This is a genomic window from Flavobacterium quisquiliarum, assembly GCF_019308285.1.
Lineage (GTDB): Bacteria > Bacteroidota > Bacteroidia > Flavobacteriales > Flavobacteriaceae > Flavobacterium > Flavobacterium quisquiliarum.
This window is the reverse complement of sequence record NZ_WWEM01000040.1, coordinates 82,486-106,654: the sequence shown is the minus strand read 5'-3', so window position 1 is coordinate 106,654 and position 24,169 is coordinate 82,486. Positions and strand designations below refer to the sequence as shown.

General features: G+C 37.0%; 27 protein-coding genes and 2 pseudogenes. 16 read left to right on the top strand and 13 right to left on the bottom strand.

Translation table 11 applies throughout. The features are described from left to right. Positions 1–49: 49 nt before the first annotated feature. Together mobC and GSY47_RS24000 are read right to left on the bottom strand one after the other, a co-directional pair. Complete coding sequence (gene mobC / locus GSY47_RS24005; protein WP_109568746.1) at positions 50–2,047, bottom strand: conjugal transfer protein MobC; 1,998 nt, start codon at positions 2,045–2,047, stop codon at positions 50–52. Between the two features lie 101 nt (positions 2,048–2,148). Next, a pseudogene (locus tag GSY47_RS24000) lies at positions 2,149–2,547 on the bottom strand (conjugal transfer protein MobB); the annotation flags it as partial. A 2-nt stretch (positions 2,548–2,549) separates the two neighbouring features. Between GSY47_RS24000 and GSY47_RS23995 the strand changes: the two are divergent. The 11 genes and pseudogenes from GSY47_RS23995 to GSY47_RS23945 form a co-directional block, all read left to right on the top strand. After that, positions 2,550–3,008, top strand: a pseudogene (locus GSY47_RS23995) (TraG family conjugative transposon ATPase); the annotation flags it as partial. Positions 3,009–3,036: 28 nt separating this feature from the next. After that, positions 3,037–3,669, top strand: coding sequence for a DUF4141 domain-containing protein (locus GSY47_RS23990; RefSeq protein ID WP_037438479.1), 633 nt, complete (start codon positions 3,037–3,039; stop codon positions 3,667–3,669). Positions 3,670–3,671: 2 nt separating this feature from the next. Further along, positions 3,672–4,667 (top strand): conjugative transposon protein TraJ, encoded by a 996-nt coding sequence (gene traJ / locus GSY47_RS23985; RefSeq protein ID WP_002978255.1) that lies wholly within the window; start codon positions 3,672–3,674, stop codon positions 4,665–4,667. 19 nt (positions 4,668–4,686) lie between these two features. Beyond that, positions 4,687–5,310: a conjugative transposon protein TraK gene (gene traK, locus GSY47_RS23980; protein WP_002978256.1), complete on the top strand. Its 624-nt coding sequence runs from the start codon at positions 4,687–4,689 to the stop codon at positions 5,308–5,310. A gap of 11 nt (positions 5,311–5,321) precedes the next feature. Then, positions 5,322–5,750: a hypothetical protein gene (locus GSY47_RS23975; protein ID WP_156309101.1), complete on the top strand. Its 429-nt coding sequence runs from the start codon at positions 5,322–5,324 to the stop codon at positions 5,748–5,750. Positions 5,751–5,769: 19 nt separating this feature from the next. Then, positions 5,770–6,054, top strand: a complete 285-nt coding sequence (locus GSY47_RS23970) for a nitrogen regulatory IIA protein (protein ID WP_156309102.1) — start codon at positions 5,770–5,772, stop codon at positions 6,052–6,054. Next, on the top strand, positions 6,041–7,390 hold the full coding sequence (traM, locus tag GSY47_RS23965) for a conjugative transposon protein TraM (RefSeq protein WP_219071564.1): 1,350 nt from the start codon (positions 6,041–6,043) through the stop codon (positions 7,388–7,390). Before GSY47_RS23970 ends, traM begins: the two co-directional genes overlap by 14 nt. Positions 7,391–7,477: 87 nt before the next feature. After that, complete coding sequence (gene traN, locus GSY47_RS23960) at positions 7,478–8,371, top strand: conjugative transposon protein TraN (protein WP_219071563.1); 894 nt, start codon at positions 7,478–7,480, stop codon at positions 8,369–8,371. Positions 8,372–8,391: 20 nt separating this feature from the next. After that, a complete protein-coding gene (locus GSY47_RS23955; protein WP_219071562.1) occupies positions 8,392–8,952 on the top strand; it encodes a conjugal transfer protein TraO in 561 nt (186 codons plus the stop codon). A gap of 11 nt (positions 8,953–8,963) precedes the next feature. Continuing rightward, a complete protein-coding gene (locus tag GSY47_RS23950; protein ID WP_219071561.1) occupies positions 8,964–9,413 on the top strand; it encodes a DUF3872 domain-containing protein in 450 nt (149 codons plus the stop codon). A gap of 101 nt (positions 9,414–9,514) precedes the next feature. Beyond that, positions 9,515–9,793, top strand: a complete 279-nt coding sequence (locus GSY47_RS23945) for a molybdenum ABC transporter permease (RefSeq protein ID WP_219071560.1) — start codon at positions 9,515–9,517, stop codon at positions 9,791–9,793. Positions 9,794–9,878: 85 nt separating this feature from the next. Here the strand turns inward: GSY47_RS23945 and GSY47_RS23940 are convergent, their stop codons facing one another. Beyond that, complete coding sequence (locus tag GSY47_RS23940) at positions 9,879–11,915, bottom strand: ATP-binding protein (RefSeq protein WP_219071559.1); 2,037 nt, start codon at positions 11,913–11,915, stop codon at positions 9,879–9,881. A 233-nt stretch (positions 11,916–12,148) separates the two neighbouring features. On the opposite strand from GSY47_RS23940, the gene GSY47_RS23935 reads away from it, so the two are divergent. The 3 genes from GSY47_RS23935 (at position 12,149) to GSY47_RS23925 (ending at position 13,402) form a co-directional block, all read left to right on the top strand. Next, positions 12,149–12,460: a helix-turn-helix domain-containing protein gene (locus tag GSY47_RS23935; protein WP_135834316.1), complete on the top strand. Its 312-nt coding sequence runs from the start codon at positions 12,149–12,151 to the stop codon at positions 12,458–12,460. Continuing rightward, on the top strand, positions 12,441–12,740 hold the full coding sequence (locus GSY47_RS23930; protein WP_049038341.1) for a helix-turn-helix domain-containing protein: 300 nt from the start codon (positions 12,441–12,443) through the stop codon (positions 12,738–12,740). Before GSY47_RS23935 ends, GSY47_RS23930 begins: the two co-directional genes overlap by 20 nt. 272 nt (positions 12,741–13,012) lie before the next feature. Next, positions 13,013–13,402: a response regulator transcription factor gene (locus GSY47_RS23925; protein ID WP_037438467.1), complete on the top strand. Its 390-nt coding sequence runs from the start codon at positions 13,013–13,015 to the stop codon at positions 13,400–13,402. An 11-nt stretch (positions 13,403–13,413) separates the two neighbouring features. On the opposite strand, the gene GSY47_RS23920 is transcribed toward GSY47_RS23925, so the two are convergent. Together GSY47_RS23920 and GSY47_RS23915 are read right to left on the bottom strand one after the other, a co-directional pair. After that, positions 13,414–14,403, bottom strand: coding sequence for a hypothetical protein (locus GSY47_RS23920; protein ID WP_219071558.1), 990 nt, complete (start codon positions 14,401–14,403; stop codon positions 13,414–13,416). Between the two features lie 95 nt (positions 14,404–14,498). Then, the gene (locus tag GSY47_RS23915) at positions 14,499–14,966 is read right to left on the bottom strand and encodes a DUF1905 domain-containing protein (RefSeq protein WP_219071557.1); all 468 of its coding nucleotides are present in this window, start codon (positions 14,964–14,966) and stop codon (positions 14,499–14,501) included. A 397-nt stretch (positions 14,967–15,363) separates the two neighbouring features. Between GSY47_RS23915 and GSY47_RS23910 the strand changes: the two genes are divergently transcribed. Both GSY47_RS23910 and nhaA read left to right on the top strand, forming a co-directional pair. Then, a complete protein-coding gene (locus tag GSY47_RS23910) occupies positions 15,364–16,407 on the top strand; it encodes an IS110 family RNA-guided transposase (RefSeq protein ID WP_041461711.1) in 1,044 nt (347 codons plus the stop codon). A 221-nt stretch (positions 16,408–16,628) separates the two neighbouring features. Beyond that, entirely contained in the window at positions 16,629–17,816 is a 1,188-nt protein-coding gene (nhaA, locus tag GSY47_RS23905; RefSeq protein ID WP_002978293.1) for a Na+/H+ antiporter NhaA, read from the top strand. Positions 17,817–17,818: 2 nt separating this feature from the next. Here the strand turns inward: nhaA and arsB are convergent, their stop codons facing one another. The 8 genes from arsB to GSY47_RS23865 form a co-directional block, all read right to left on the bottom strand. Then, entirely contained in the window at positions 17,819–18,859 is a 1,041-nt protein-coding gene (gene arsB / locus GSY47_RS23900; RefSeq protein ID WP_002978295.1) for an ACR3 family arsenite efflux transporter, read from the bottom strand. Between the two features lie 2 nt (positions 18,860–18,861). Then, entirely contained in the window at positions 18,862–19,239 is a 378-nt protein-coding gene (gcvH, locus tag GSY47_RS23895) for a glycine cleavage system protein GcvH (RefSeq protein WP_002978297.1), read from the bottom strand. A 16-nt stretch (positions 19,240–19,255) separates the two neighbouring features. Further along, entirely contained in the window at positions 19,256–20,029 is a 774-nt protein-coding gene (locus GSY47_RS23890) for a metallophosphoesterase family protein (RefSeq protein ID WP_002978299.1), read from the bottom strand. Positions 20,030–20,072: 43 nt separating this feature from the next. Next, positions 20,073–21,200 (bottom strand): chromate efflux transporter, encoded by a 1,128-nt coding sequence (chrA, locus tag GSY47_RS23885; protein WP_002978301.1) that lies wholly within the window; start codon positions 21,198–21,200, stop codon positions 20,073–20,075. After that, the gene (locus tag GSY47_RS23880; RefSeq protein WP_002978304.1) at positions 21,190–21,621 is read right to left on the bottom strand and encodes a DoxX family protein; all 432 of its coding nucleotides are present in this window, start codon (positions 21,619–21,621) and stop codon (positions 21,190–21,192) included. Before GSY47_RS23880 ends, chrA begins: the two co-directional genes overlap by 11 nt. Positions 21,622–21,633: 12 nt before the next feature. Then, positions 21,634–22,107: a DUF6428 family protein gene (locus GSY47_RS23875; RefSeq protein WP_002978305.1), complete on the bottom strand. Its 474-nt coding sequence runs from the start codon at positions 22,105–22,107 to the stop codon at positions 21,634–21,636. Between the two features lie 66 nt (positions 22,108–22,173). Next, positions 22,174–22,503: an ArsR/SmtB family transcription factor gene (locus GSY47_RS23870; protein WP_002978307.1), complete on the bottom strand. Its 330-nt coding sequence runs from the start codon at positions 22,501–22,503 to the stop codon at positions 22,174–22,176. Positions 22,504–22,614: 111 nt separating this feature from the next. Next, positions 22,615–24,150 carry a SulP family inorganic anion transporter gene (locus tag GSY47_RS23865; protein ID WP_002978310.1) on the bottom strand — a complete coding sequence of 512 codons (1,536 nt, stop codon included), beginning with the start codon at positions 24,148–24,150 and terminating at the stop codon, positions 22,615–22,617. Between the last annotated feature and the right edge of the window lie 19 nt (positions 24,151–24,169).

Here is a 24,169-nt window from a genome sequence, read left to right as displayed (position 1 = left end):
CAAAATAAAAGGGAGGTGTTAGACGGTGTTAGACTTCCCTTTTATTTTATCACTCCTGTACCAAATGCTGTAAATCGGGGTCATTCTTGATGCGTTCCATTTCACTTACAACAATATTTAGTATATCTGATTTTATCTGTTTGTAATTGGCTTCAATTTCCTGCTTCATTTTATCTTCACCCTGCTTATCAACAAAGGACAGGATTTCCGGTATTTTCTGATAGGCTTTTGTTTCGGCAGCAACTGTTTCATTATCTACCACAATTTCGGCGTGAAATATTTTTTGCTCGATACGTTCATCAAAGTTATCCGATACAGAACCTACAAACATACCTTGTGTCAAAGTTGAGATTTTTGATGCAGGTATGAGGCTGTCTAACTGTGTGGATATCGAAGTAGATTTATCATTTCTGTTAATGGTCATACTTTGGCGTTTCTGCAACACCTTGCCGAAGCGTTCAGATAAACTTTTTGCCGTTTCTCCAACCACCTGACCACTGAATATATTACCAACCGTGTTCTGTATTACCTTGCTCTCTTTGTCGCCGTAATCCCTCGTTAATTGCGAAAAGTCCTGAAAGCCCAGGCAAACGGCTACCTTATTACTTCTCGCCGTTGCGATAAGGTTATCCAGTCCCCTAAAATAAATTGTGGGCAACTCATCTATGATAACCGAACTCTTTAACTGCCCTTTTTTATTGATGAGTTTTACAATCCTTGAATTGTACAAACCCAAAGCTGCGGAGTAAATATTTTGACGGTCAGGATTGTTACCAACGCATAAAATCTTCGGCTCGTTCGGGTTGTTGATGTCGAGCGTGAAGTCGTCGCCAGTCATTACCCAATAAAGCTGCGGGCTTATCATTCTTGATAAAGGAATTTTTGCAGAAGCAATTTGCCCCTGTAACTGGTCTTGTGCGCCGCCTTGCCAAGCATCCATAAAGGGCGATAAATAATTCTCTAAATCAGGGTATGAGGTAAGAATTGTGAATACGTCCGAATACTTTTTATTCAGTAATTCAATGGCGTGCGGGAATGTGCAATACTTGCCGTTTTCATAGATTTTCAGATACCAAATAATAGCTGCAAGCAAGATAATTGGGCTTTCCACGAAAAAATCCCCTTGCTTCTGTATCCACGACCTGTTGAGGTTCAGCATTATGGTATAAGCTGCTTCGTAAGCATCGGAAATATCCGTCATAAAGTCGGGATTGAGTGGATTGCAACGATGGCTCTTGCGTGGGTCGTCAAAATTTATCACATAGAATTTCGGCTGAATTTTATACTTGTCGCGATGCTTCAGTAAGTGATTGTAGGCAATGGTAGAAAGGTCGTCGAATTTGAAATCGTAGATATACATACTAAAGCCTTTCTCAATCTGCTGCTTGATGTAGTTATTTACGATAGCATAGGATTTTCCTGAACCCGGAGTACCCAACACGATAGATGCCCTGAAAGGATTTACGATGTTTATCCAACCGTTGTTCCATTTGCCCTTGTAGTAAAATTTGGTGGGCAAGTTGACGGAGTATTCATTTTCCATCAGCTTGGTTTCCTGTTGGAAGCTCTCGTTTTCATTATTGAAAACGTCGTCCATAAGGTTAGTACGGAGCAAACGGCTCATCCATACACCTGCCATCAATAAGGAGATATAACCTAAAGAGATGGTAAGGATATACAGAAATGTGCCTGTTGCCGGAGATAGCTTTAATAATGAGGTATTAAGAAAAAACAGCACAAAGCCTACCCCCAAAGCCACATAAATTTTAGACCAGGTTATCTTCTCATTTTTTACGCCTTTCGTTCCTAAGCAACTCAAAGCCAACAAAACCAAAGCAAATGCTTTGGTGTATAAGGTATGTGAGAACAAACCTGCCGTTCTGTCGAAATTGCCCAGTATTTTGTTGATTACTTCCAACGTCCACCCACGTTCTAAAAAGAAACCGTAGCAGAACCAATAAAGGTGCATCAGTACCAAAAGAATACTGACTGCCCGCATAAAAGCCATTATCTTGGCAAGCCCTCTTAAATCGTCTTCTCCCTGCATTATTTTAAGTTTTAATGTTCGGGCGTGAATTTAAAGGCTCTATGGAGTGGCTATAAGAAAGTGGCAGCCAGTGGCGTTGTGTGGCAGTATTTGGCTGATTACTATTTCTGACCTCTTTGGCGTTTGCGTTTCTTCTTCATCTTGTTAGCAAAATCCAATTCTTCATAATCCTCGCCCTGGGCTTCGGGTAGCAAACCGCCCAATGCTTCAATCAAACCGTCTTCGTGTTTTTCCGTAGTTAAGAAATCGAACAAATGGTGTGCTTCTTCCGCAGGAAGATCCGCATCATTTGATGTGGATATTTTGGGTTGCTGTAAAGCAGGTTCTTTTATCTCCGGTTTGATGTTATTGTTCCAATAATCATTAAAGACATTGGCAGAAAGTTCCTTTGCTAAGCGTGAACCGTTCCAAACCGTTTTAGAATTATGGTCTATAAAAGTCATTCCGTAAATGCGACCTGTATCATTCCGGCGTACCACTACGTTAATGCCCTGTTCAGCCGGCAGAATACATCAAGTACCTCTTTAAGACTGTTCGCAAATTCTTCGGAGAAGCGATTGTCGTAACGCAAGAGGTCGATGATATTATCCAATCGCCCATCGTCAAAGAAAGTATCATCAATAACTCTGACTGTAAAATCCTCTTAGATCAACGCAAGTATATGAACAAGTTCGATGATATACAGGCGATGTTGGGGCTTACAGATAAGGAAAAAGGGCAGGTACTTTCTATCAATATGAACAACGATGCAAGCCGACTTTACAAAGAGGTTTGGATAGGCTTAGGTGGTACGCACTCGACAGTCTATGCCACCGAAGTTAGTTTGGAGGAATACCTTGCTTACACCACCGAAGAAACCGAAAAAATGGAAGTGATGCAGCTTGCTGCTGAACTGGACGGCAATGTAGAACTCGCCATCAAGCATATCGCAATGCAAAGGCGTGACAAAATAAATCAATAATCAATTAACATTTTAAAATTTAGAAGCAATGAAAAAAATCTTTTTTACAGTGTGTACGGCATTAATGCTCGCCGTAGCACCGTCAGCTAAAGCCCAATTTGTAGTAACTGACCCTGCAAATCTGGCATCAGGAATTATCAACAGTGCGAACGAAATCATACAGACTTCTTCCACCGTGAGCAATGTGGTAAAGAACTTCAACGAAGTGAAGAAAGTGTACGACCAGGGCAAGGAATATTACGATAAGCTGAAAGCTATCAACAACCTTGTGAAAGATGCCCGTAAAGTACAGCAAACCGTATTGTTGGTAGGCGATGTGTCCGAAATATATGTTCAGAACTTTGGAAAAATGATGAACGACCCCAATTTTACACCACAGGAATTGGTTGCAATCGGCAACGGTTATTCGGCACTGCTCAATGAAAGTACCGAACTGCTGAAAGAATTGAAGCAGATTATAACCTCGTCAAGTCTTTCCCTGAACGATAAAGAACGTATGGATGTAATTGACCGTGTGTACAAAGAAGTTAAGGATTACCACAGCCTTGTTCGCTACTACACGAATAAGAACATTTCTGTAAGCTATCTAAGAGCGAAAAAGAAAAACGACGCACAGAGAGTGCTTGAACTCTACGGAACTTCTAACCAAAAATACTGGTAAAAATGGAATGGGATAATCTTCACGAACTCCTTCGTTCACTTTACGATGATATGATGCCACTTGCTGGTGATATGGCGGCTGTGGCTAAAGGATTGGCTGGATTGGGTGCGTTGTTCTATGTAGCATTAAAGGTTTGGCAGGCTTTAAGCCGAGCCGAGCCTATCGATGTGTTTCCGTTACTGCGTCCATTCGCTCTGGGTCTTTGTATAATGTTCTTTCCAACCATCGTGTTGGGAACCATTAATGCAGTATTAAGCCCGGTAGTTACAGGAACTCACGCCATACTCGAAGACCAGGTGCTTGACCTCAACCAACTCCAGCAACAGAAAGACCAATTGGAATACGAAGCAATGGTACGAAATCCCGAAACCGCCTATATGGCATCAGACGAAGAGTTTGATAAAAAACTGGATGAATTAGGATGGTCGCCTTCCGATGTTGGTACAATGGCAGGAATGTATATGGACAGGCAAGCCTACAAGATAGAGAAAGCAATAAAGGATTGGTTTCGCAATTTATTGGAAATACTCTTTCAGGCGGCGGCTTTAGTTATTGATACCATACGAACATTTTTCCTGATAGTCCTTTCGATACTGGGGCCAATAGCTTTTGCTATTTCCGTTTGGGACGGATTTCAGTCAACGCTCACGCAATGGATCACGAGGTATGTAAGTGTTTACCTGTGGCTTCCTGTTTCCGATTTGTTCAGTTCGATGTTGGCAAGAATACAATCCCTCATTTTAGAACGGGATATAGCAATGCTTGCCGATCCAACTTACATACCCGATACGAGCAATACGGTGTACATCATCTTTATGATTATCGGTATCGTTGGCTACTTCACAATTCCAACAGTAACAGGTTGGGTAATCCAAGCCGGAGGTGCAGGAAACTTTACTCGTAATGTAAATCAAACAGCGATGAAGGCAGGAAACCTTGCAGGTGCTGGTGCAGGATCTACAGTAGGAAACATCGGCGGTAAACTGATGAATAAATAACAATAAATCATTAAAAAAAATGGAATTTAAAACGCTAAGAAATATCGAAAACAGCTTTAGGCAGATAAGACTATATGCCATTGTGTTTGCGGTTCTCTGCATTGGCGTGGTAGGATATGCCGTATGGCAGTCCTACCGCTTTGCAGAAGAACAACGCCAAAAAATCTATGTATTGGATAACGGCAAATCTTTGATGCTTGCCTTATCGCAGGATGCGAGCATCAACCGACCTGTGGAAGCAAGAGAACACGTTAGAAGGTTTCACGAACTGTTCTTTACACTTGCTCCCGACAAAAACGCTATAGAAAGCAATATGAGCAGGGCATTCAATCTTGCTGACAAAAGTGCCTTCGACTACTATAAAGACTTGTCGGAAAAAGGCTATTACAGTCGTATTATATCAGGAAATGTACAGCAACGCATCGAAGTAGATAGTGTGGTCTGCAATTTCGATACCCATCCTTATGCGGTACGAACCTATGCAAAACAATTCATCATTCGGTCAAGCAATGTAACCAGACGTAACTTGATTACTTCCTGCTACCTAGTCAACTCCGTTCGCTCTGACAACAACCCACAAGGCTTCAATATCGAAAAATTTGCAGTCGTGGAAAACAGGGATATAGAAGTCATCGAACGCTAAAAAATAATCTTATGGAAGTATTATCAGATTTAAACACGTTCGCAAAAATCCTTACAGAAAAAGGATATAACGGCTATTTCCATACGCAGGGTGCGTATGCCGGAAAGCTGAAAGAAAGCATCAGCGATTACCTTGAAAGTTACCAAAAAGGTACAGACAGTTTACCCAAACAGGATTTATTGTTGACAGGCTATCTGCAATGGTTGGGAGAAGACAAGCCCCGTGTAGAATGCAGTATGTGGGTAAAGTACCTGAACGGCAAATTCTCATTGAGCCGAATGGAAATAGCCAAGAAAGACAGCTTTGGGCAACTGCTTAAAAAATCGGAATTGACAAACCTTTCAATCATATCTGCACCCAAATTAACTGAAGCGATCGCACTGGTCAATGATGAACAGAAACAAAATCTGGGCTCAAGTTCAAAACGGTTCAAGCTCTAACATCAGAAATAATAAGAATATGAAAAAACTAAGAGCAAATATGGACACGTATTTTGACAAGCTTGATGAACGTTGGCAGACGTTACCAGTACGCAAACAGCACCAATATACCCTGTGCTTTTTTGTGGGATATCTACTGCTTACCGCAGGTGTAATTTTCAAAGTCTGGTACGATACAAAGTCTGGAAACGATATGATCATAGAGCATATCGAAAACCCTGTCCTCAAAAAAAATGGAAGTCCTGCAAGATTGCAGGATAGTGTATCAACAATTTTAAAAAATAAAATTTATGAAAGAAAATGAGAACAAAAAGTCAGTTGTTCGGGTAACAGAAGGTAATCCGTCTGCAACTGCTGATGTGTTACAAGACGGCACACAGAATAATAAGGAGAAGCTCAAAAAGCCCTTAATTTTCGGCTTAATGGCGATTGTTTTCGTGGGTTGTATGTACCTCATATTTAAACCATCCGAAGACAAAAAGACAATTGAAAATGTAGGGCTGAACGATGCGGTACCAGAGGCTACTGGAACTGGAATGCCTGCCGACAAAGGCAAGGCGTATGAACAGGAAATGCTCGAACGCAAAGAGCAGGAAAAACGCAATGCATTGGCTACACTTTCAGACTACTGGAATACAGAAGACAAAGAAGAGCCAACCGACGAACCGTTTAATGAAGAAGAGGAAAACAACAGCTTTGGCGGTAGTGGAAGAAATTCGGCAAGAAGCAGTAATCCTGCTTTGAACAGCTATCGAAATAGCCAAAGCGCATTGAGTTCCTTTTATCAAGATGATAACGCTGAAACAATGGAACTGCGTAAGCAGGTGGACGAATTGAAAGAAAAATTATCAGAAAAGGGTGTGCCACCTGTGGCCACAGTTGATGACCAATTGAAGCTAATGGAGAAATCTTATGAAATGGCAGCAAAATATCTTCCGAAGAATGAAAATTCCGAGAACGGTACTCCTGCCAATGGTACTGTTCCGGTTGCTGTTAGTGCTGCTGGTACTAACCAAAAAGAGCATTTTGTATCGTTTACGCCTACAAGAAAAAATGCCGTATCAGCCCTGTACCGTGAACCATCGGACAGTGCTTTTTTAGCAGATTGGAGCGAAACAAAGAACCGTGGGTTTTATACCGCTGGTTCTGTGGAACAAATGGCACAACCCAAACACAGTATCAAAGCCTGTGTACACGATGCCCAAACAGTAGTTGGCGAAACAGGTGTGCGTTTACGATTATTAGAGCCTGCAAAAACACCGAGCCGTACCATTCCAAAAGGAACGATTTTAACGGCTAATGCGAAATTTCAGGGAGGGCGTTTACAACTAAAAGTTACCTCGATAGAACTGGAGGGCAATATCATCCCAGTAGATATAACCATTTACGATTTGGACGGACAGCAAGGCTTGTACGTTCCTTATTCGCCCGAAATGAATGCCCTTACCGAAATGGCAGGCAATATGAGCCAGACAGGAGGAACAAGCGTAATGCTCACGCAAAATGCTGGACAGCAAGTTGCCGCAGACCTTAGTCGTGGTGTGGTACAGGGAATTTCGGGCTATTTTGCTAAAAAGGTAAGAACCCCAAAAGTTACGCTGAAAGCAGGACATCAGGTCTTCCTTGTATCTAAACAATAATGTTGAATTCAAATAAATAAAACAATGAAACCTGTTCCGTGCAGCGGAACACGCTTCATTACCATTAAAAATTAAATATTAAAGACAATGAAAAATCATTTAAAAACCTTTTGGGCAATTGCCCTGATACTCGGCTTTGCCGTACAATCTTTTGCACAAGACAGCATCAGAACTCCGCTTGCATTAGGCAAGATAGAACCGTATAAAATGGAAGTTACCTACGATAAAACTTCGCACTTGATTTTTCCGACCGCTATCCGTTATGTGGATTTGGGAAGCGAATATCTGATTGCAGGAAAAGCAGAAGATGCAGAAAACGTGTTGCGTGTAAAAGCAACGGTAAGGGATTTTGAACCAGAAACCAATTTTTCGGTCATTACCAATGACGGACGTTTTTACAGTTTCAATGTATATTACAGTTCCTATCCCGAGGCATTGAGTTATGACCTGCTCACAATGCAAAAGGCAGTAGACAAAGCCAATGGAAACGATGTGCTTCTTGAAGAGTTGGGCAATAATTCGCCTTCGCTGGCAGGATTGCTTTTGGAAACGATTTACAAAAATGATAAGCGTATTGTAAAGCATATTGGGGCAAAGAGTTTCGGTATTCAGTTTATCCTTAAAGGTATTTACATTCACAATGGCAAATATTATTTCCATACGGAATTGAGAAATAAAACCAATGTGCCTTTCCAGATTGATTTTATCAATTTCAAAGTAGTAGATAAAAAGGTAGCCAAACGTACAGTTGTACAGGAACGCCCGATGATACCATTACGCACTTACAAACCTTTGGACGAGATTGGCGGGAAACTAACCGAACAAAACGTGTTCCTGTTAGACCAATTTACCATTGCCGATGACAAGGTACTGTTGATTGAGATTTTCGAGAAGAACGGTGGCAGACATCAAACTTTGCAGGTAGAAAATTCGGATTTGATAAAAGCTCGTTTGATAAACGATATGCACCTAAAATTTTAATAACCTTTTAATGCAATAATATGAAAAAGTATATCTATACCGTGATGTTCATTTTGATGACCATCACGGTTACACAGGCACAAAGAATGCTCCCAAAACAGAAAGGACTGGAAGTAAGTACAGGTGTAGTATCCAACGATAAAATCGGTAACGATTATTATATCAATCTTGGTATGACCATAAACGGTAAAAACGGTAACTATCAGCTTTGGGCATTGGAATACACGCACCAATACCACGACTATAAAGACCTCCGCATACCGCAGGAAACTTATACTGCCGAAGGCGGTTACAGTTTCTTCCTTTTGGGCGATGCTCGTAAAAACATTACGCTGAACTTCGGAATAACAGGTGTAGTCGGTTACGAAAGCATCAATCGTGGCGAAGCGATGTTGTATGACGGAGCAAAGATTTTGAGCGAGGATAACTTCATCTACGGAGCTGGTGGACGGCTCACTCTTGAAACATATCTATCAGACCGTTTTGTGTTAATCCTACAAGGACGCACAAAGGTATTTTGGGGTACGGACTTAGAGCAATTCAGACCATCCGCAGGTGTGGGACTAAGGTTTAATTTTTAATACATAAAACAATGATAGCAATATTCAATAAATTCAGAATAGGATTAAGCTCAATATATGTACTCTTGGCAATCCTAACAGCTTCGGTTTCTTTGGTATCTTGTAGCACAGATGATGAGCTCGAAATACAGAACGATTTTCCTTTTGAGGTAAATGTGATGCCGGTTCCCAAAGATATAGCCAATGGGCAGACGGTAGAAATACGCATTGCCATACAGCGAACAGGCAATTACAGCAACACACAGTATTTTCTTCGCTATTTCCAATTTGACGGACAAGGCACGTTGCGGTATTACGATGAGCAACCATATTTACCGAACGATTTATACCCATTACCGACAGATCAGTTTCGATTGTACTATACTTCAACATCTGCCGTTTCGCAATCCTTTGATGTTTGGATTTCGGACAGCTTTGGAAATAAAAAACAGATAAGTTTTCAGTTTAATAGTGCTGATTAAAAACAATGAAATCCTGCCACAAAAAGCAGGATTTCTCTTTTTAAGGGATATTAAAACTGTTTTTTTTGTAAATTTAAAAGGTAAATTTTAAGTGTTTTGTTATGGTCGCATCATTAGTTATAGGAATAATATTTTTGGTTGCTGGTTTAGGGCTTAGATACTGGATTAACCGTAGAAAATTTTACAGGCGAAGCCCAATGGGAGCTGAGGGCTTTTCATCTTATGAAAGTTCGGTTTTCATTAAATTGATTGAAAAGTTTGGTAAATGGGTAGCTTATGCACTGATTATTTTTGGACTTTTGTCATTATGGGTTTATTCTCGTGAGAAAAAAGAAAAACAGCAGTCAGAAGTAAGAACTGAGCAACCTGCACAACGCTGATCAAATTTTCTTGTTTTACTTTAAGTACTAGCTTTTTCGTTTGTACTGTATGATAACATTTTCTATTTACTACTTTTTTTATAATTTAAGACATCGCCACTCTTTTTAGAGAGGAGCTCACTTTACTGAACTCAATATCTGCAAAATCTTTTTCTGCTTTTTCCTGAACATCAATATCTTTGGTATTTAAGATAGCAGACATATATTTTAGCTTTCTTTTTACATTTTCCAATAAATCCGACCATTTCATTATCCATATTTCAATATTTTTATTTTCATTCCTAAAATAGAAGTAAGGATTGTCTTCATTTCTTTGATTACCTTTTATTTGAAATTCTGCATCAGAATTAATCTTTGAGCTAATCAATAAAATTTTGTAATGAATATTTGAACTTGAAGCATCAAGTTTTTCGATTTCTCTGGCATACTTCATTACTTGCTCAATTTCTTTTGGGCTAATTTTTACTTTTGGGGCTTTTAATTCAACAACTAAAACTTCTCTTCTTTTAGCGTCTAAAACCCGTTCATTATACATAAATAGGTCAGTAATAGATTTTACCGGTTTTTCATCAATGACATTTATGTTATCTCCATCTTTTGATGGTTTAAATATTAAGCAATCGTCTCTTAATTGAGTTAGATTTTTTTCTAAATTTTTATCTGACAATAGTTTGGTACTTTCGGAATACTCTTCTCCAAAAACCCATAACATCCTTTCTAAAAACTTATGAAGTTCTTTTCGTTCTTTCACATTTTTAGATATTTCGCTATAAACAAGTTTTTCAAGAAATTCAATATCTTCAATTTTCGAAGCAACTTTATCAGAAAATTCAACAATATTATCTAAATCGGTTTTTTCCAATAAATCCGAGAATTTAGAAATCATTTTGTTGTTTAATTTTAGAACGCTTCTTAAAATATTATTCAATTCTCCATTGGAAATTGTTCTATCTATAAGCGGATATATGATTTCTCTTAATTGATTATTATCTTTTAAAATATGGTATTTATCTTCCACTAAATATGCTAACTTATCAAAGAGTATAACTTTTGATTTTGAGCTTGCCCGTTCTTTATATGGATAATAATCGTCATTTTTAAGGTTGTCAGAAAAATTGTCAAACTCAAAGTTTCTGTCCTTGAAGAATGTGTTTAATTTGTCTTTAATAAATTCTCTTACTTTTCTCCAATCTGGGTCTAAATCATCTAAATCTATGTTTCTATAAATATCAGATGAGAGCGTAGATGAAGATACATAAATAAACCATCCTCCTATTTTTGGGCTCAACCAACTGGCATCATACTCCAGACTTCCTGCTATTGTATTTAGACCAGCATTTTGTGCAGTTAAAAAAACTTTTATTTTATCCATTTTCTTAATCTGCATAAAATCAAAAAGAACTTTGTGTTCTTTGCCTTTAGTGTCAGTATAAGTCTTGGCTAGTTTTATAGGTTTGTCAATTACGAAATCATTAGGGTTTAAAGCTTTACCATTAATGTGAAATGTAACTTCTTTGTTGAAAATTTTTAAAGGGTATCTCTCAAAAATAGCATCTGAAATATTATCTTTAAGAAATTTATCAATTATTTTCTTTTTTGGTTCATTTTCTGTTGTCGTATGTGGATACAAATTTGAAATAGTTACTTTGTAGTAAGTATTATGATTATTTCCTTTTAGAATATTTTCTTTTGTCGCTAACTCAATTTCAGAAACATTGATGTTTTTACCAAAACTATTAAATGATAACGGAATGTATGTTTCAGTAAAAGTATTTTCTTCTTGTGAATATCCAATAGTTTCAATTTCGATTTCTTGTCCAATTTGAAAACTGGCAAATCTTCCAATTCCTTTTCCGCCATCTTTATTTGCTGTTCCAATATCCAATAATTTTTTTTCGATATCAGACATATGAACTCCGTTACCATCATCTTTTACTGATATTTTTTTGATTAAAAGAGGATGTATTTCAGTTTCTAAAGTGTAATCTATGTCGATCCAAATGTTTTTACTCTTTGCTTGAATTGAGTTGTTTAATAGTTCGCAAAAAGCAGTGAATGTGCTGATGTAATTAGCAAATAATTCATTGACTAATCTTGAGTTTGTCGTAAGTTTTCTATTCATAGTTTCTTGCTAGGTATTTTTTGGTTATACTTGCTATTAAATTCTCAAACATACAAAATGTAAAATTTGTATGTTTAACGGCAAAATTACTTTCTCCAAATCTACAAAATAAATTGTTTCTAAATTGTTGTTCCAGTGACAAATACTACCTTTCAACGACAATCAATACAACATTTCACAAGCCTTTACAAATAATTGATAAATTCGACTTCCACAGCAAAATTGAGCAGATTATGGAAGTTATCGCAATACAAAAATCCGCATTGGATGGAATGACAAATGAACTGAAAGCACTTTTGGAATTGACCGAAAATGCCACAATGAAATACATTTCAATTTTCAAAGAAGAAAAATGGCTAGATAACCAGGAAGTTTGTTTGATGATGAAGATTACTAAACGGACTTTGCAGACCTACAAGGACAAAGGGCTGTTACCTTATTCCAAACTGAACCGCAAGAATTATTATAAACTCTCGGACGTACGGGCTTTGCTCGAAGCTGGACAGCCGTACAATACCAATGATAATGGATTTACTGACGAATGATAATGAAGAAATCATTTCCCATCAAGAAATGATTTTGATATTGAGAGACCGTATTGAAAATATATTAAAAAACTATCGTCCCGTAATGAATGGAGAAATTTATTTGTCGGGCGAAGATGTATGCAAACTGTTACACATTAGCAAACGCACTTTACAGCAATATCGTGATGATAATATCCTGCCGTATATTCAGATTGGTGGCAAAATTATTTATAAGGAAACAGATTTGATGACAATATTGGAGCAGAATTATATCAATCACAAAACTAATTCAGACTAAGCTTTTTTATTGCATTAATACATCTAATAGCAAGAGTTTAGTATCTTTGCTATGTAAAATATAGAAATACTTAAAGTGTTTTTGCTTTAAGTCCCACATTGAAAACTGGTAATTTTTAGACAACGGGACGATAAGGAAGAACGCTCATGCCATAGGCGTGGGCGCTCGCTTATTCGTTGTCGGGTATACCAGTGCCTCAATGTGCGGTAAGTGTAGTGGCCTGCGCTTTCTTTTTGTGCAGGGCTACATCAACTTTAAAAAAGTATGATGATATGAAAACTGGTACATCCCAACAAAAAATTACACTCGCCTTTATCAATGATAAAAGCCCAATTTTAGATTTCATTTGTAAAGACCTCATTGCTTCAGGAACTGAAGTCTTATTTCGTTCGGAAAGCATTGAAGATGGACTATCACAATTATCTTCATTAAATGAACTCCCAAAAATTTGTATTATCGACCTTGATTTTTACAACAAGAATGTTTTTGTTGAACTTCAAGAATTAAGAACAAAATATCCAACTATAAAACTTATTGCACATAGTGATATTGATGATGAGAAAGTAGGTAAATATCTTTTAGATATTGGTTTTTCAAGTTACTTGCTGATTGGTAATGATGCGGAATATTTTAGAAAAGTAATAGAAGCCGTTATCAATTAGGATAAAATTCACTAATTCTCATACAAAATACTAGCGATTTTTTTATCATTTAGTACAAACCTTATCTGCTCATATTTTTGAGTAGGGTGCATATCCTTTTCTGTAACTGGCGGAAAATATTTTACTCCAATAGTCACGTTTGGTAAACTAAAACTCCAAGATGACCTGATTTTAAAATTCTTACCACACAATTGTTGATTGGATGAGTTCAGATATTCTTTGAATTTTGAAAGCCCTTCGATTTCAAATATTGTTTTCCAGTTTTTACGAACTTCAAAAACGATATTTTCGTCAAGATTTTTCAGGATACTACTTTCATCGGAACTGTTACAGGCGTTTATAAAATCTCTGATGATTTTTCGTGGTTGTTTTTGAATTTCTCTGATTTCTTTCTTTTTGTTTTCAAGATAAGTGCTAAAATCCTTGTCAACCAATTCAGATAACTTATAGTATCCTGAATGAAAAGCTTCTAATGGAGATTTGTATAATCTATCTTTAAAAAAAGTTGCTTCATCTGTTTCATTGGCTTTAAAATGATCCAGAAGCAAAAAACCTTTTTCTTCGGTTGTACTGTTAACACCATCCACAATGTTTACAAAGTAGAACTGCTCTTTATCTTCGAACAAAACTTTAATTTTAGAGTTGAATTTTTCAGACTTATTTGCCGATGCTTTCACAAGATATTTCGTTTCATCCAAAGGATTTTCAATCCGTCTTCCCCAGCCATCAGTAGATAATTCAGATTGGTATCGGGATATTTGTATCCGTATTTCCTTCCGTCCTTTTTCGAGGTCGGTGGTAAATTCATATCCAGGAAAAGAATTGAGAATAGCTGTGTCTAATTCCCATTCCTCATAATCACTTGTGAAATTTATTTGATAGCTAAATTCATATTCCCGAATGTAAACCGGAAATTGGAACTTGTTCCCGACAATTGTTTGCGCTAATAAGGTAATATCGGATTTTCTGTTTACGGTTATTGAGATTTCTGTTTCAATCATTTTGAAATTTATTTTTACTGACAGTTTTTAAAGTAATGCCATTTTTTTTCAAACCATTCTGCTTGAGAGTAGAAAGGAAATCAAGTGAAGACTGCTTAATCATTGTCGTCACCCAATTGGTCAATGTATTTCAAAATTATATTTACTTGTTTGTCCTCGGATTTTGTAGAGGATATTTTTTCAATAATTTTAATCCTATCTTCTTTTGGTAATTTATTGAACGATTTTAAAACCCCCGATTTTCTAAAAGTATCTAAAATTTCTTTTTCTGTAATCGACTCCTTTGAAGTCAATAAGTAAAGTGTAACAGTTACAGTGTCGCCACCACTTTTGCTGATTGCTTTCCTGATTTTGTCATTAATTGAAATTAGCTTGTCTTGTCCCCCAATTGTAAACAAATTAATACTGTCAATTGTGTAGTTGTCAATTGTACCAGATACTTTCAATGAACCCCATTTTCCTACGATATGTTTAGTGTTAGGTACTTGGATGTGATATGTCCAAGCACCTTTACCTGCTTCATATTTCAATTCAAGTTCCTCGTCTTTTACTAAGTATTCCATCTTTATGACCTGTATTATAGCTATACCGCTAACCCCTTAATTTAGAAAATTTGGGTATTTTGTATAGGAATTAGTCTATTTGTTTTAAGGACAAATTTAATGAATTAGATGCTAGGGTTATCGCAAATATTCTATTATAAACCATCATTAATCAGGCGACGTTCTTTTGCTTCTCCTATGTTTGTATAATATAATCTAAGTGAAGAAGGGCGAGAGCAGATTTTGCTTTAAATAGCCTATATGGTATATTCAAGAAAAGAAACTGCCTCCTCTTCTTTAACCTTTTAGAATCTGAACAGAATGTAAGGAATTTGCTCATTATGATGAGTCTTATAGCCAGTATATCCAGTCAGGAGAAAAGATGAAGAAAGGTTATCACTTACCTAAACCAGATAAGATGAAGGTATTATTAAAGCAGACAGTAGGAATTGATGTAGCACAAAATGAATTAGTTGTATCGCTTGGTCGAATGGATGAACAAATCAGCATAGAAGTTTATGCATACAAAGTATTTCCCAATACTCGAAAGGGTTTTTCAAGCCTTGTGTCATGGGTAAATAAGCAGACATCAATTACAACAGAAGTACGGTACGTAATGGAAGCAACAGGCGTTTATCATGAATCCTTAGCCTATTACCTATGCAGTATTAAAAAACAAGTCAGTATCGTTCTGCCAAACAAGATTAGTAATTATGCGAGAACACTTGACATAAAAACCATAACTGACAAGAGCGCTTCACAAGCCATTTCGAGATTCGGTTTGGAAAGGCAATTGGAAGTTTGGCAACCTCCTTTAAAAATATTCAATGATTTGAGACAGCTTTGTCGGGAACGAGAGCAGTTGGTACATGAGCGTACAATGTTAAAAAATCAACTGCATGCAGAACGTACTTCTGAAACATCAAGTGAAAGCTCAGTGAAACGAACAAAAAAAAGAATAGCTCTTATTGATTCGCAGGAAAAAGAGATAAGAGAAGAAATTGCTATACTTATCAAAGGAGACGAAGTTCTACTAGAAAAGATGAATATGGTATCTTCTATTCCTGGAATTGGAAACTTAACCGCTGTAACCATTATAGCCGAAACTAACGGATTCGAGTTAATAAAGAATAAAAGACAATTGGTCAGTTATGCAGGATTAGATGTAAGAGAAAAAACATCTGGAACCTCAGTGAAATCCAAACCCCGAATATCCAAGCGGGGTAATCGGAATTTAAGGAAAGTAATGCACTTTCCGGCACTGGCTGCAATCAGGACTGATGAAAGATTCAGAGATATTTTCTTAAGAATAGTTTCAAGGCATGGGATTAAAATGAAGGCTATAGTTGCCATCCAAAGGAAATTATTGGAATTGACATACATATTATGGAAAAGTAATGCCTATTATGATTCAGAATATGAACGCAAAATAATCTCATCAGAAGTTATAACATTACCATAATTAAGGAAATAGCCCCAACACAGTTCCTTACAATTTTAAAGTGTATTAGCTTACTAGCTATTATGTCAGGATTTTACATGCATAATTTTAATAGATCTTCACTACAAAGTGACACGGATTTATTACCCAAATTAAGCTTATTTCATAGATTTAGAACCCATCTATGAGGCAGAGTAAGTTAATATTGGTAAATTGCGATATTTAACTTTTACATTTAAAACATGAAGGATAAGATCAATCTAAATATTTTCAAAGACTTTGTTCAATCAAGTAATTTTGGAGGTTTCCTCCTTTTTTTATGCGTAGTGATTTCAATGATAGTGGCAAATACATCAATGGCCGTTCCGCTACAAAATTTATTGGACACAAAGCTGGGGTATGAAAATGAAGCCATACACCTCAATTATTCCGTAAGTATGTGGATCAACGACGGATTGATGGCAATCTTTTTTCTGTTGGTAGGTCTGGAAATTAAGAGAGAAATTGTTGAAGGAGAACTCTCTTCTCCTAAAAAAGCAATCTTGCCTATCCTTGCTGCTATCGGTGGAGCAGTTGTCCCCGCATTGATTTATTTATATTTTAATTCAGGAACCCCGACAGCTTCCGGCTGGGGTATTCCCATGGCTACCGATATTGCTTTTGCATTGGCCGTAATTTCGCTGTTAGACAAAAGAGTACCAACCAGTTTAAAAATATTTTTAGCGGCTTTGGCGATAGTGGATGACCTCATAGCTATTTTAGTAATTGCCATTTTCTATTCATCCGGAATTGAGTTAGGCTATCTAGGCTATGCCGGAATTGGAATACTAGTACTGATTTTGATGAACCGATTCAATATTAAGAATCCCTATCTATATCTAATACCAGGAGTGTTTATATGGTATTTTGTGCATCATTCTGGCATTCATGCCACTATAGCAGGTGTACTGGTAGCGATGACCTTGCCAACCAATGATACAGAAGTTGAATCTCCGTTAGAGAAACTAGAACATGCACTTGTAAAACCTGTTAACTTTCTAATTATTCCCATTTTTGCATTCGCCAATACAAATATTACAATTCATCAGGAAATGATAGAAGGACTGACTTCCCCTTTAGGTTTAGGTATTTCACTGGGATTGATTTTTGGTAAGCCCATTGGCATTGTTGTAACCTCTTTGATATGCTCTAAATTAGGGATAGGTCAACTTCCTGCAAACAGTAACTTTATTCACATTATTGGCTTAGGATTATTAGCTGGAATAGGTTTTACAATGTCCATATTTATATCTATGCTTTCATTTGACAATCAGGTTTTCATTGAAGAGGCCAAGCTATCTGTTTTAATAACATCACTCATTGCGGGTATAATAGGATATGTGATTTTGAATTTATCAAGTAGAAGAAAGAGTAAGAAGACTGAAATTTAAATTCAGTCTTTTTTACTATAATATTTCTCCTTTAGCCATAAACTTGCCTTTACCAATAATATCAGTACCGGAACTTCTACCAGTGGGCCGATAACACCCACAAATGCCTGTGGCGAATGAATGCCGAAAATCGATATTGCTACGGCTATTGCTAATTCAAAATTGTTTCCTGTGGCTGTAAATGCGATGGATGCGTTTTTGTCGTAAGGAACTTTAAGAGATTTATTGATAAAGAAGCTCACGAAAAACATCAACACAAAATAGATGATTAGCGGTATGGCTACTTTTACTACATCCATTGGTAATTCCAATATTTTATCGCCTTTCAAGCTGAACATTAATACTATCGTAAACAGTAAAGCGTACAAGGTAATTGGCGATATTGCGGGGACGAATTTTCGGTTATACCATTCTATACCTTTTGATTTTATAAGGAAGTAACGGCTTAAAAAACCTGCTAGGAATGGAATACCTAAATATATCAATACGCTTTCGGTAACATCTTTCATGGATACGCTTACATTGAAATTGGCTAATCCTAATTTTGCAGGTAATACGTTGATGAATAACCAAACTAAAAAGCTGTAAGTAAATATCTGGAAGATGCTGTTTAATGCAACTAACATAGCTGTATATTCTCTGTTTGCTTTAGCTAAGTCACTCCAGACGATGACCATGGCAATACATCTTGCCAAACCGATAAGAATTAAGCCTGTCATATAATCGGGTTCGTTACGTAAAAACAAAACCGCTAATCCAAACATCAATAGCGTGCCGATTACCCAATTGAGCAATAAGGATATGCCAATTACTTTTTTATCTCTAAATGCTTTGGGCAATAAGGAATAATCAACCTTTGCCAAGGGGGGGTACATCATTAATATCAATCCTATTGCCAATGGAATATTGGTAGTGCCAACAGATAAGCTGTTGGTAACATTAGAAATATTGGGAAAGAAATGACCCAAACCCACGCCAATTGCCATTGCAAGGAATATCCATAAAGTAAGGTATCTGTCTAAGAATTTTAATTTTGGTTGCATTGCTAATTTGTAAGTTCTTTATATTGGTTTGATGTCAATAAGTCTTCTAATTCTGTAATGTCTTTTATTTCAATTTTAATCAACCAACCGTCTTTATAAGGATGGTCGTTTATGAGTGTTGGTGCTTTCAAAAGTAGTTCGTTCGTTTCAGTGATTTTACCCGATACAGGCATAAATAAATCACTGACCGTTTTAACTGCTTCAACAGAGCCGAATACTTCGTCCTGCTGAAAACTATATCCAACGTTTGGTAAATCCGCATATACGATTTCGCCCAATTCACTTTGCGCAAATTCTGTAATGCCTATTGTACCTGTGTTGTCCTGTATGCTTATCCAGGTATGTTCTTTTGAATACTTTCTTTCGGTTGGAAATTCCATTTTTATAAATTTTAGATTAGTAACCTCTTCTTAAATTTTCTGCGTATTCGTTTGGTAAAATGCTTTCTTCAACTGCTTTTGCAGCCCTTTCAATATCATAATCAAAGCGTATAAATTCTACACTGATACTATCTTTGTCCAACACAGAACTGTTTTCATTAATCGTAAACATTACATAACCGCCTCTTACATCGCTGTCCTTCGGTTTACCAACCGAACCGATATTAATGGCGTGTCTGAAATGATTTTGACCGTCAATACCCGAATTTAAAACTCTGTGATAAGGTTTGTGTGTGTGTCCGAAGCACATAATGTCTGCATCGGCTTGCTCCATAATGCGAAGCATACTTTTTTCCTCACGGTCTTCAAAAAGATATTCGTTTATTTTTCTCGGACTTCCGTGTACCAAAAGCAAATTCAATTTATCTTCATTCAGTTGAAATTCTACTTTGATATGGGCTGGAAGTGTACGCAAATACGCTCTTTCTTCATCTTTCATCAAAGAATTTGTGAATGAAATAGAAATATTTCCGTTATCTTTTTCACTGTCTGTTTTGTAGGCACAACCGCATTCGTTGCTCATTCTGCCAATGCCAAAATCGTAATTTCCGGCAATGGTTGGTATTCTCCTTTTACGGATTTCGTTTACCACTTCGTTTGGCCAAATATTATAGCCCACCAAATCGCCCAAACAATAAATACTGTCTGGTTTTCTTTTTTCAACATCTTCAAAAAATGCTTCTAATGCAGGTAAATTGGCGTGAATATCACTGAATAATGCTATTTTCATTTTGTCTAATTTTTATTGTTTAAATATTTTGTTTAAGATAACTTTAGATAAGATTAAATAAATACCCTAATAATGCTCCTCCAATAACCACAAAGGCACTATTTATTTTTTTGAATTTGAAAACTACGATCGCACTTATCATTGCAATTAATATCGTCCGCCAATCAGTAATAGTTTCTTTGCCCATTGTAAGACAAATAGCGGCTATGATTGCAACAGATGCCACATTGACCGCATCGAGAAAAATGGACAGTCCTTTAGATTGGCGCATTTTTTTCATTAAGGGATTTAGCAATGCTACTAAAATAAACGACGGCAGAAAAATAGCAATCGTAGAAATAACTGCTCCGGATAGTCCGTTGATTTGATAGCCAATAAACGTAACTGAAGAAAAAACAGGACCTGGGGTAAACTGTCCAACAGCAATAGCATCCATTAATTGCTGCCGGGTGAGTAAGCCCGTTGCAACTAATTCCGTATCTAAAAAGGCGAAAAGAACATAACCGCTTCCGTAGAGGATAGCACCAATTTTCAGGAATATCCAAAATAATTTGGTATTTGTTTCAGACAGTAAGGGGCTTTGTGCGATTTGTAAGAATGCGAGCGGGATAAAACTTTGGAGCGTATTTTTTGTATCCTGAAGGTAATACAAGGCCATTGCCAGCAATCCCGCTCCAAACATCAAATAGATTTCACTAATGCCGAATAATGACAGTACCAAAACAAGAATACCTACAACCGCCAAGAATGTGGACTTTACTGATTTCTTTGCTAATGGAAAAACAGCTCCTATGATAATAGCGATGATTGCAGGTTTGATACCGTAAATAAAGGGCTGTACTTCGGGCAATTGTCCGTATTGCTGATACAACCATGCAAATATCCCGGTAATGAAAACCGCAGGTAAAATAAAGCATAACCCTGCAAAGATTAATCCTTTCCAACCGCCTTTGTCATAGCCGATGTGTATCGCCATTTCTGTACTGTTGGGGCCAGGAATGAGATTAGTAGCTCCCAACAAATCCAAAAAATGCTGTTCGCTCATCCATTTTCTTTTCACTACTACCTCCTGCTGCATCATAGCAATATGAGCCGCGGGACCTCCAAAACCAATAAAACCGAGCTTTAGAAAGAGTTTGGCAATTTCCTTTATTTGAATATCACGCTCCATTTCTCATTACGATTTTATCAATAGACCAATTACCTCCGCCTTTGATTAACAAAAACATACTTCCCAAAAGCATCGCCCAATCCGTACGGCTGCCGTGCAGCAATTCCCAAATACCCTCGCTAGCCAAAATAGATGTTTTGGTCGTGGCAATGGCAACCAGCATAATGATGATGAGCGGAATACTTGCTAACCTTGTAAGCAACCCCAGCAAAATAAACGCTCCGCAAAGGATTTCAAATATGCCTACAAAACTTCCAAAAAATTCAGGCGATGGCAAGCCAATTTTTTCAAACCGTCCCGCTCCACGAATGGCAGGAAACAGCAATTTTTGAATGCCCTCCGATAAAAAAACACCTCCAACAATCAGTCGGATTATGATTGTTGTCTTTGAATTATCTGTATGAATGATTTTTGAAAACATAAAAATTCAATTTTAACAACATCCGCCACCTGGAGTACAAGCATTAGCATTATTTACAGGCAGTTCTGCCAAATTTTTCTTTACTTTTTCGGAAGGAATACCGCAGGCATCTTGAGCCAAACAAGCTGTTGTTTTATTTTTCAGTACAAATGTATCTCCGTTGAAATCCAAATCATACTTACCAATCGTTTCGCTTTGGTATTCCACTTCAATTTCCGCATCTTCTATGCCCAATTTTTCTTCGGATAGCTTGATGATGTTTAATAGCTTAGCTGGCTTTAATTTGTGCTCGAAATCGTCTGCATTCCATAATTGGAAGTTTACAACTTTTTCCGAACGGATTACGCCACCACAGTCTATAAAGTTTTTAGTAATTTGTCCCACTTCGGTAACGTGGAAATGTTCTGGAACTAAGGTTCCGTTTTCTAATTGAAATCCAACATTTACTAATGTTGGCAGGATTTCTTTAATTTTTGATAGCTTCATATTTCTGATATTAACTCAATAAATGTTATATTGCAATGTTACGATGATTTGGTGTTAAAAAAAAGCTTAACAGCATTCTTTACTATTTACATTCTCGACAAAAAAGCTATTGAGTTCCTTCTTAATCTCATTCCAGACTGTTTCATTAATACAGTAACATACACTAGTTCCTTCTATATTTCCTTTAATGATACCAATATTTTTCAGCTCTTTCAAGTGTTGTGAAATTGTCGCTTGTGCCAATCCCAATTCTTCTACAAGATCATTACAGATGCAGGCATTTTGTTTAATGATATGTTGCAGTATAGCTATACGAGCAGGATGAGCCAGTGCCTTTAAAATACTAGCTAAATGGTTCTGCTGTTCTGTAAAAATTTCGGTTTTTGTGACACCCATCAGTTTTATAAAAATAAATATATCGCAATATTACGATAATAAATTTAAACAGCAATAATTTTTTTTAAAATTATTGCTGTAGTTGTAATATTAAACTTGGGTATTCCGATGCTATTTATTAGTCATTACTTTGTAGGTAGGATCTTCAATAATATTCACATCAATAACTGTTTCTGCATTTTTAAGTAATTGCCTGCAATCTTGGCTTAAATGACGTAAATGTAGTTTTTTACCTTCCTTGTGATACTTCTCCGTAATTTTATTTAAAGCTTCAATAGCAGACATATCAACTACTTTACTTTCCTTAAAATCAATTACAACTTCATTCGGGTCATTTAGTACGTCAAATTTTTCAATAAATGCGGCAGTAGAACCAAAGAAGAGCGGCCCAAAAATTTCGTAATGCTTTACACCATCTTCATCTACATATTTTCTTGCACGTATTCTTTTAGCACTCTCCCAGGCAAATACTAGAGCCGAAATGACTACACCAATCAAAACCGCTAAAGCTAAGTTGTGCAATACTATGGTTATAACTGCTACCAACATGCCAATAAAAATATCGTGTCGAGGCATTTTATTAATAATTCGAAAGCTGACCCACTCAAATGTACCTATAGCTACCATCATCATCACCCCGACTAATGCCGCCATTGGAATTTGCTCGATTACAGGACCAGCAACAAGAATGATCAATAAGATTGCTATGGCTGCAACTATTGAAGAAAGTCTGGCTCTTCCTCCAGCTCCTACATTCACTAAAGTCTGGGCAACCATTGCACATCCACCCATTCCTCCGAAGAAACCGTTGGTGATATTGGCTATACCTTGTGCGGCAGCCTCACGGTTAGATTGTCCTTTTGTGCCGGTTATTTCATCAACCATATTAAGCGTTAACAGACTTTCAATCAATCCAACCCCTGCCATTACCAAGGCATAAGGGAAAATAATTTTCAATGTTTCCAGAGTAAAAGGAATAGCAGGGATGTGAAATGAAGGTAAAGAGCCTCCTACAGAGGCGATATCAATAACTTTTTTAGTATCGATGCCGAAAAAATATACAATACCAAAGACAACTATTATTGCTACTAAAGATGCAGGAACCGCTTTTGTAAATTTTGGCAATATAAATACGATGGCTATAGTTAATAATGTCAATCCAGCCATTAGATAAAGCGCCGGCCCCTGCATCCAACCTTCTATCCCGTTTTCTACAACTTTAAATTGAGCTACCTGTGCCATGAAAATGATTACTGCAAGGCCGTTTAAAAAACCATACATTACTGGTTGTGGGATCAGGCGGACAAATTTACCCAGTTTAAAAATTCCTACTGAAAATTGCAGTACACCTGCTAATATAACCGCAGCAAAAAGATATTCCACACCGTGTGATGCTGCCAATGCGATAAGTACTACTACCGTTGCTCCGGCTCCCCCAGAAACCATTCCGGGTCTGCCTCCCAAAATTGCAGTAACAATACCCATTAAAAAAGCTGCATAAAGCCCTGTCAAAGGCGAAAGCCCTGCCAGAATAGCAAAGGATAAAGACTCAGGTATCATGGTCATAGCCACCGCAAGACCCGCAAGAATTTCGTTTTTGTAATTAATTTTCTGTTTGAAATCAAACAGATTAATAACTTTCTGCATAAAAAAGTATGTTTAAATA

What these genes read in the sequence shown, in the direction of transcription:
- GSY47_RS23970 (WP_156309102.1), top strand. Translation starts at nt 5,770, where the DNA reads ATGAAAAAACTAAGAGCAAATATGGACACGTATTTTGACAAGCTTGAT.
- GSY47_RS23875 (WP_002978305.1), bottom strand. Translation starts at nt 22,107, where the DNA reads ATGAAGCTATCAAAAATTAAAGAAATCCTGCCAACATTAGTAAATGTT.
- GSY47_RS23920 (WP_219071558.1), bottom strand. Translation starts at nt 14,403, where the DNA reads ATGATTGAAACAGAAATCTCAATAACCGTAAACAGAAAATCCGATATT.
- GSY47_RS23890 (WP_002978299.1), bottom strand. Translation starts at nt 20,029, where the DNA reads ATGAAAATAGCATTATTCAGTGATATTCACGCCAATTTACCTGCATTA.
- nhaA (WP_002978293.1), top strand. Translation starts at nt 16,629, where the DNA reads ATGAAGGATAAGATCAATCTAAATATTTTCAAAGACTTTGTTCAATCA.
- chrA (WP_002978301.1), bottom strand. Translation starts at nt 21,200, where the DNA reads ATGGAGCGTGATATTCAAATAAAGGAAATTGCCAAACTCTTTCTAAAG.
- mobC (WP_109568746.1), bottom strand. Translation starts at nt 2,047, where the DNA reads ATGCAGGGAGAAGACGATTTAAGAGGGCTTGCCAAGATAATGGCTTTT.
- GSY47_RS23930 (WP_049038341.1), top strand. Translation starts at nt 12,441, where the DNA reads ATGGATTTACTGACGAATGATAATGAAGAAATCATTTCCCATCAAGAA.
- GSY47_RS23915 (WP_219071557.1), bottom strand. Translation starts at nt 14,966, where the DNA reads ATGGAATACTTAGTAAAAGACGAGGAACTTGAATTGAAATATGAAGCA.
- GSY47_RS23880 (WP_002978304.1), bottom strand. Translation starts at nt 21,621, where the DNA reads ATGTTTTCAAAAATCATTCATACAGATAATTCAAAGACAACAATCATA.
- GSY47_RS23870 (WP_002978307.1), bottom strand. Translation starts at nt 22,503, where the DNA reads ATGGGTGTCACAAAAACCGAAATTTTTACAGAACAGCAGAACCATTTA.
- GSY47_RS23955 (WP_219071562.1), top strand. Translation starts at nt 8,392, where the DNA reads ATGAAAAAGTATATCTATACCGTGATGTTCATTTTGATGACCATCACG.
- traK (WP_002978256.1), top strand. Translation starts at nt 4,687, where the DNA reads ATGGAATTTAAAACGCTAAGAAATATCGAAAACAGCTTTAGGCAGATA.
- GSY47_RS23975 (WP_156309101.1), top strand. Translation starts at nt 5,322, where the DNA reads ATGGAAGTATTATCAGATTTAAACACGTTCGCAAAAATCCTTACAGAA.
- traJ (WP_002978255.1), top strand. Translation starts at nt 3,672, where the DNA reads ATGGAATGGGATAATCTTCACGAACTCCTTCGTTCACTTTACGATGAT.
- traN (WP_219071563.1), top strand. Translation starts at nt 7,478, where the DNA reads ATGAAAAATCATTTAAAAACCTTTTGGGCAATTGCCCTGATACTCGGC.
- GSY47_RS23925 (WP_037438467.1), top strand. Translation starts at nt 13,013, where the DNA reads ATGAAAACTGGTACATCCCAACAAAAAATTACACTCGCCTTTATCAAT.
- gcvH (WP_002978297.1), bottom strand. Translation starts at nt 19,239, where the DNA reads ATGGAATTTCCAACCGAAAGAAAGTATTCAAAAGAACATACCTGGATA.
- GSY47_RS23865 (WP_002978310.1), bottom strand. Translation starts at nt 24,150, where the DNA reads ATGCAGAAAGTTATTAATCTGTTTGATTTCAAACAGAAAATTAATTAC.
- GSY47_RS23910 (WP_041461711.1), top strand. Translation starts at nt 15,364, where the DNA reads ATGAAGGTATTATTAAAGCAGACAGTAGGAATTGATGTAGCACAAAAT.
- GSY47_RS23940 (WP_219071559.1), bottom strand. Translation starts at nt 11,915, where the DNA reads ATGAATAGAAAACTTACGACAAACTCAAGATTAGTCAATGAATTATTT.
- GSY47_RS23945 (WP_219071560.1), top strand. Translation starts at nt 9,515, where the DNA reads ATGGTCGCATCATTAGTTATAGGAATAATATTTTTGGTTGCTGGTTTA.
- arsB (WP_002978295.1), bottom strand. Translation starts at nt 18,859, where the DNA reads ATGCAACCAAAATTAAAATTCTTAGACAGATACCTTACTTTATGGATA.
- GSY47_RS23950 (WP_219071561.1), top strand. Translation starts at nt 8,964, where the DNA reads ATGATAGCAATATTCAATAAATTCAGAATAGGATTAAGCTCAATATAT.
- GSY47_RS23935 (WP_135834316.1), top strand. Translation starts at nt 12,149, where the DNA reads ATGGAAGTTATCGCAATACAAAAATCCGCATTGGATGGAATGACAAAT.
- GSY47_RS23990 (WP_037438479.1), top strand. Translation starts at nt 3,037, where the DNA reads ATGAAAAAAATCTTTTTTACAGTGTGTACGGCATTAATGCTCGCCGTA.
- traM (WP_219071564.1), top strand. Translation starts at nt 6,041, where the DNA reads ATGAAAGAAAATGAGAACAAAAAGTCAGTTGTTCGGGTAACAGAAGGT.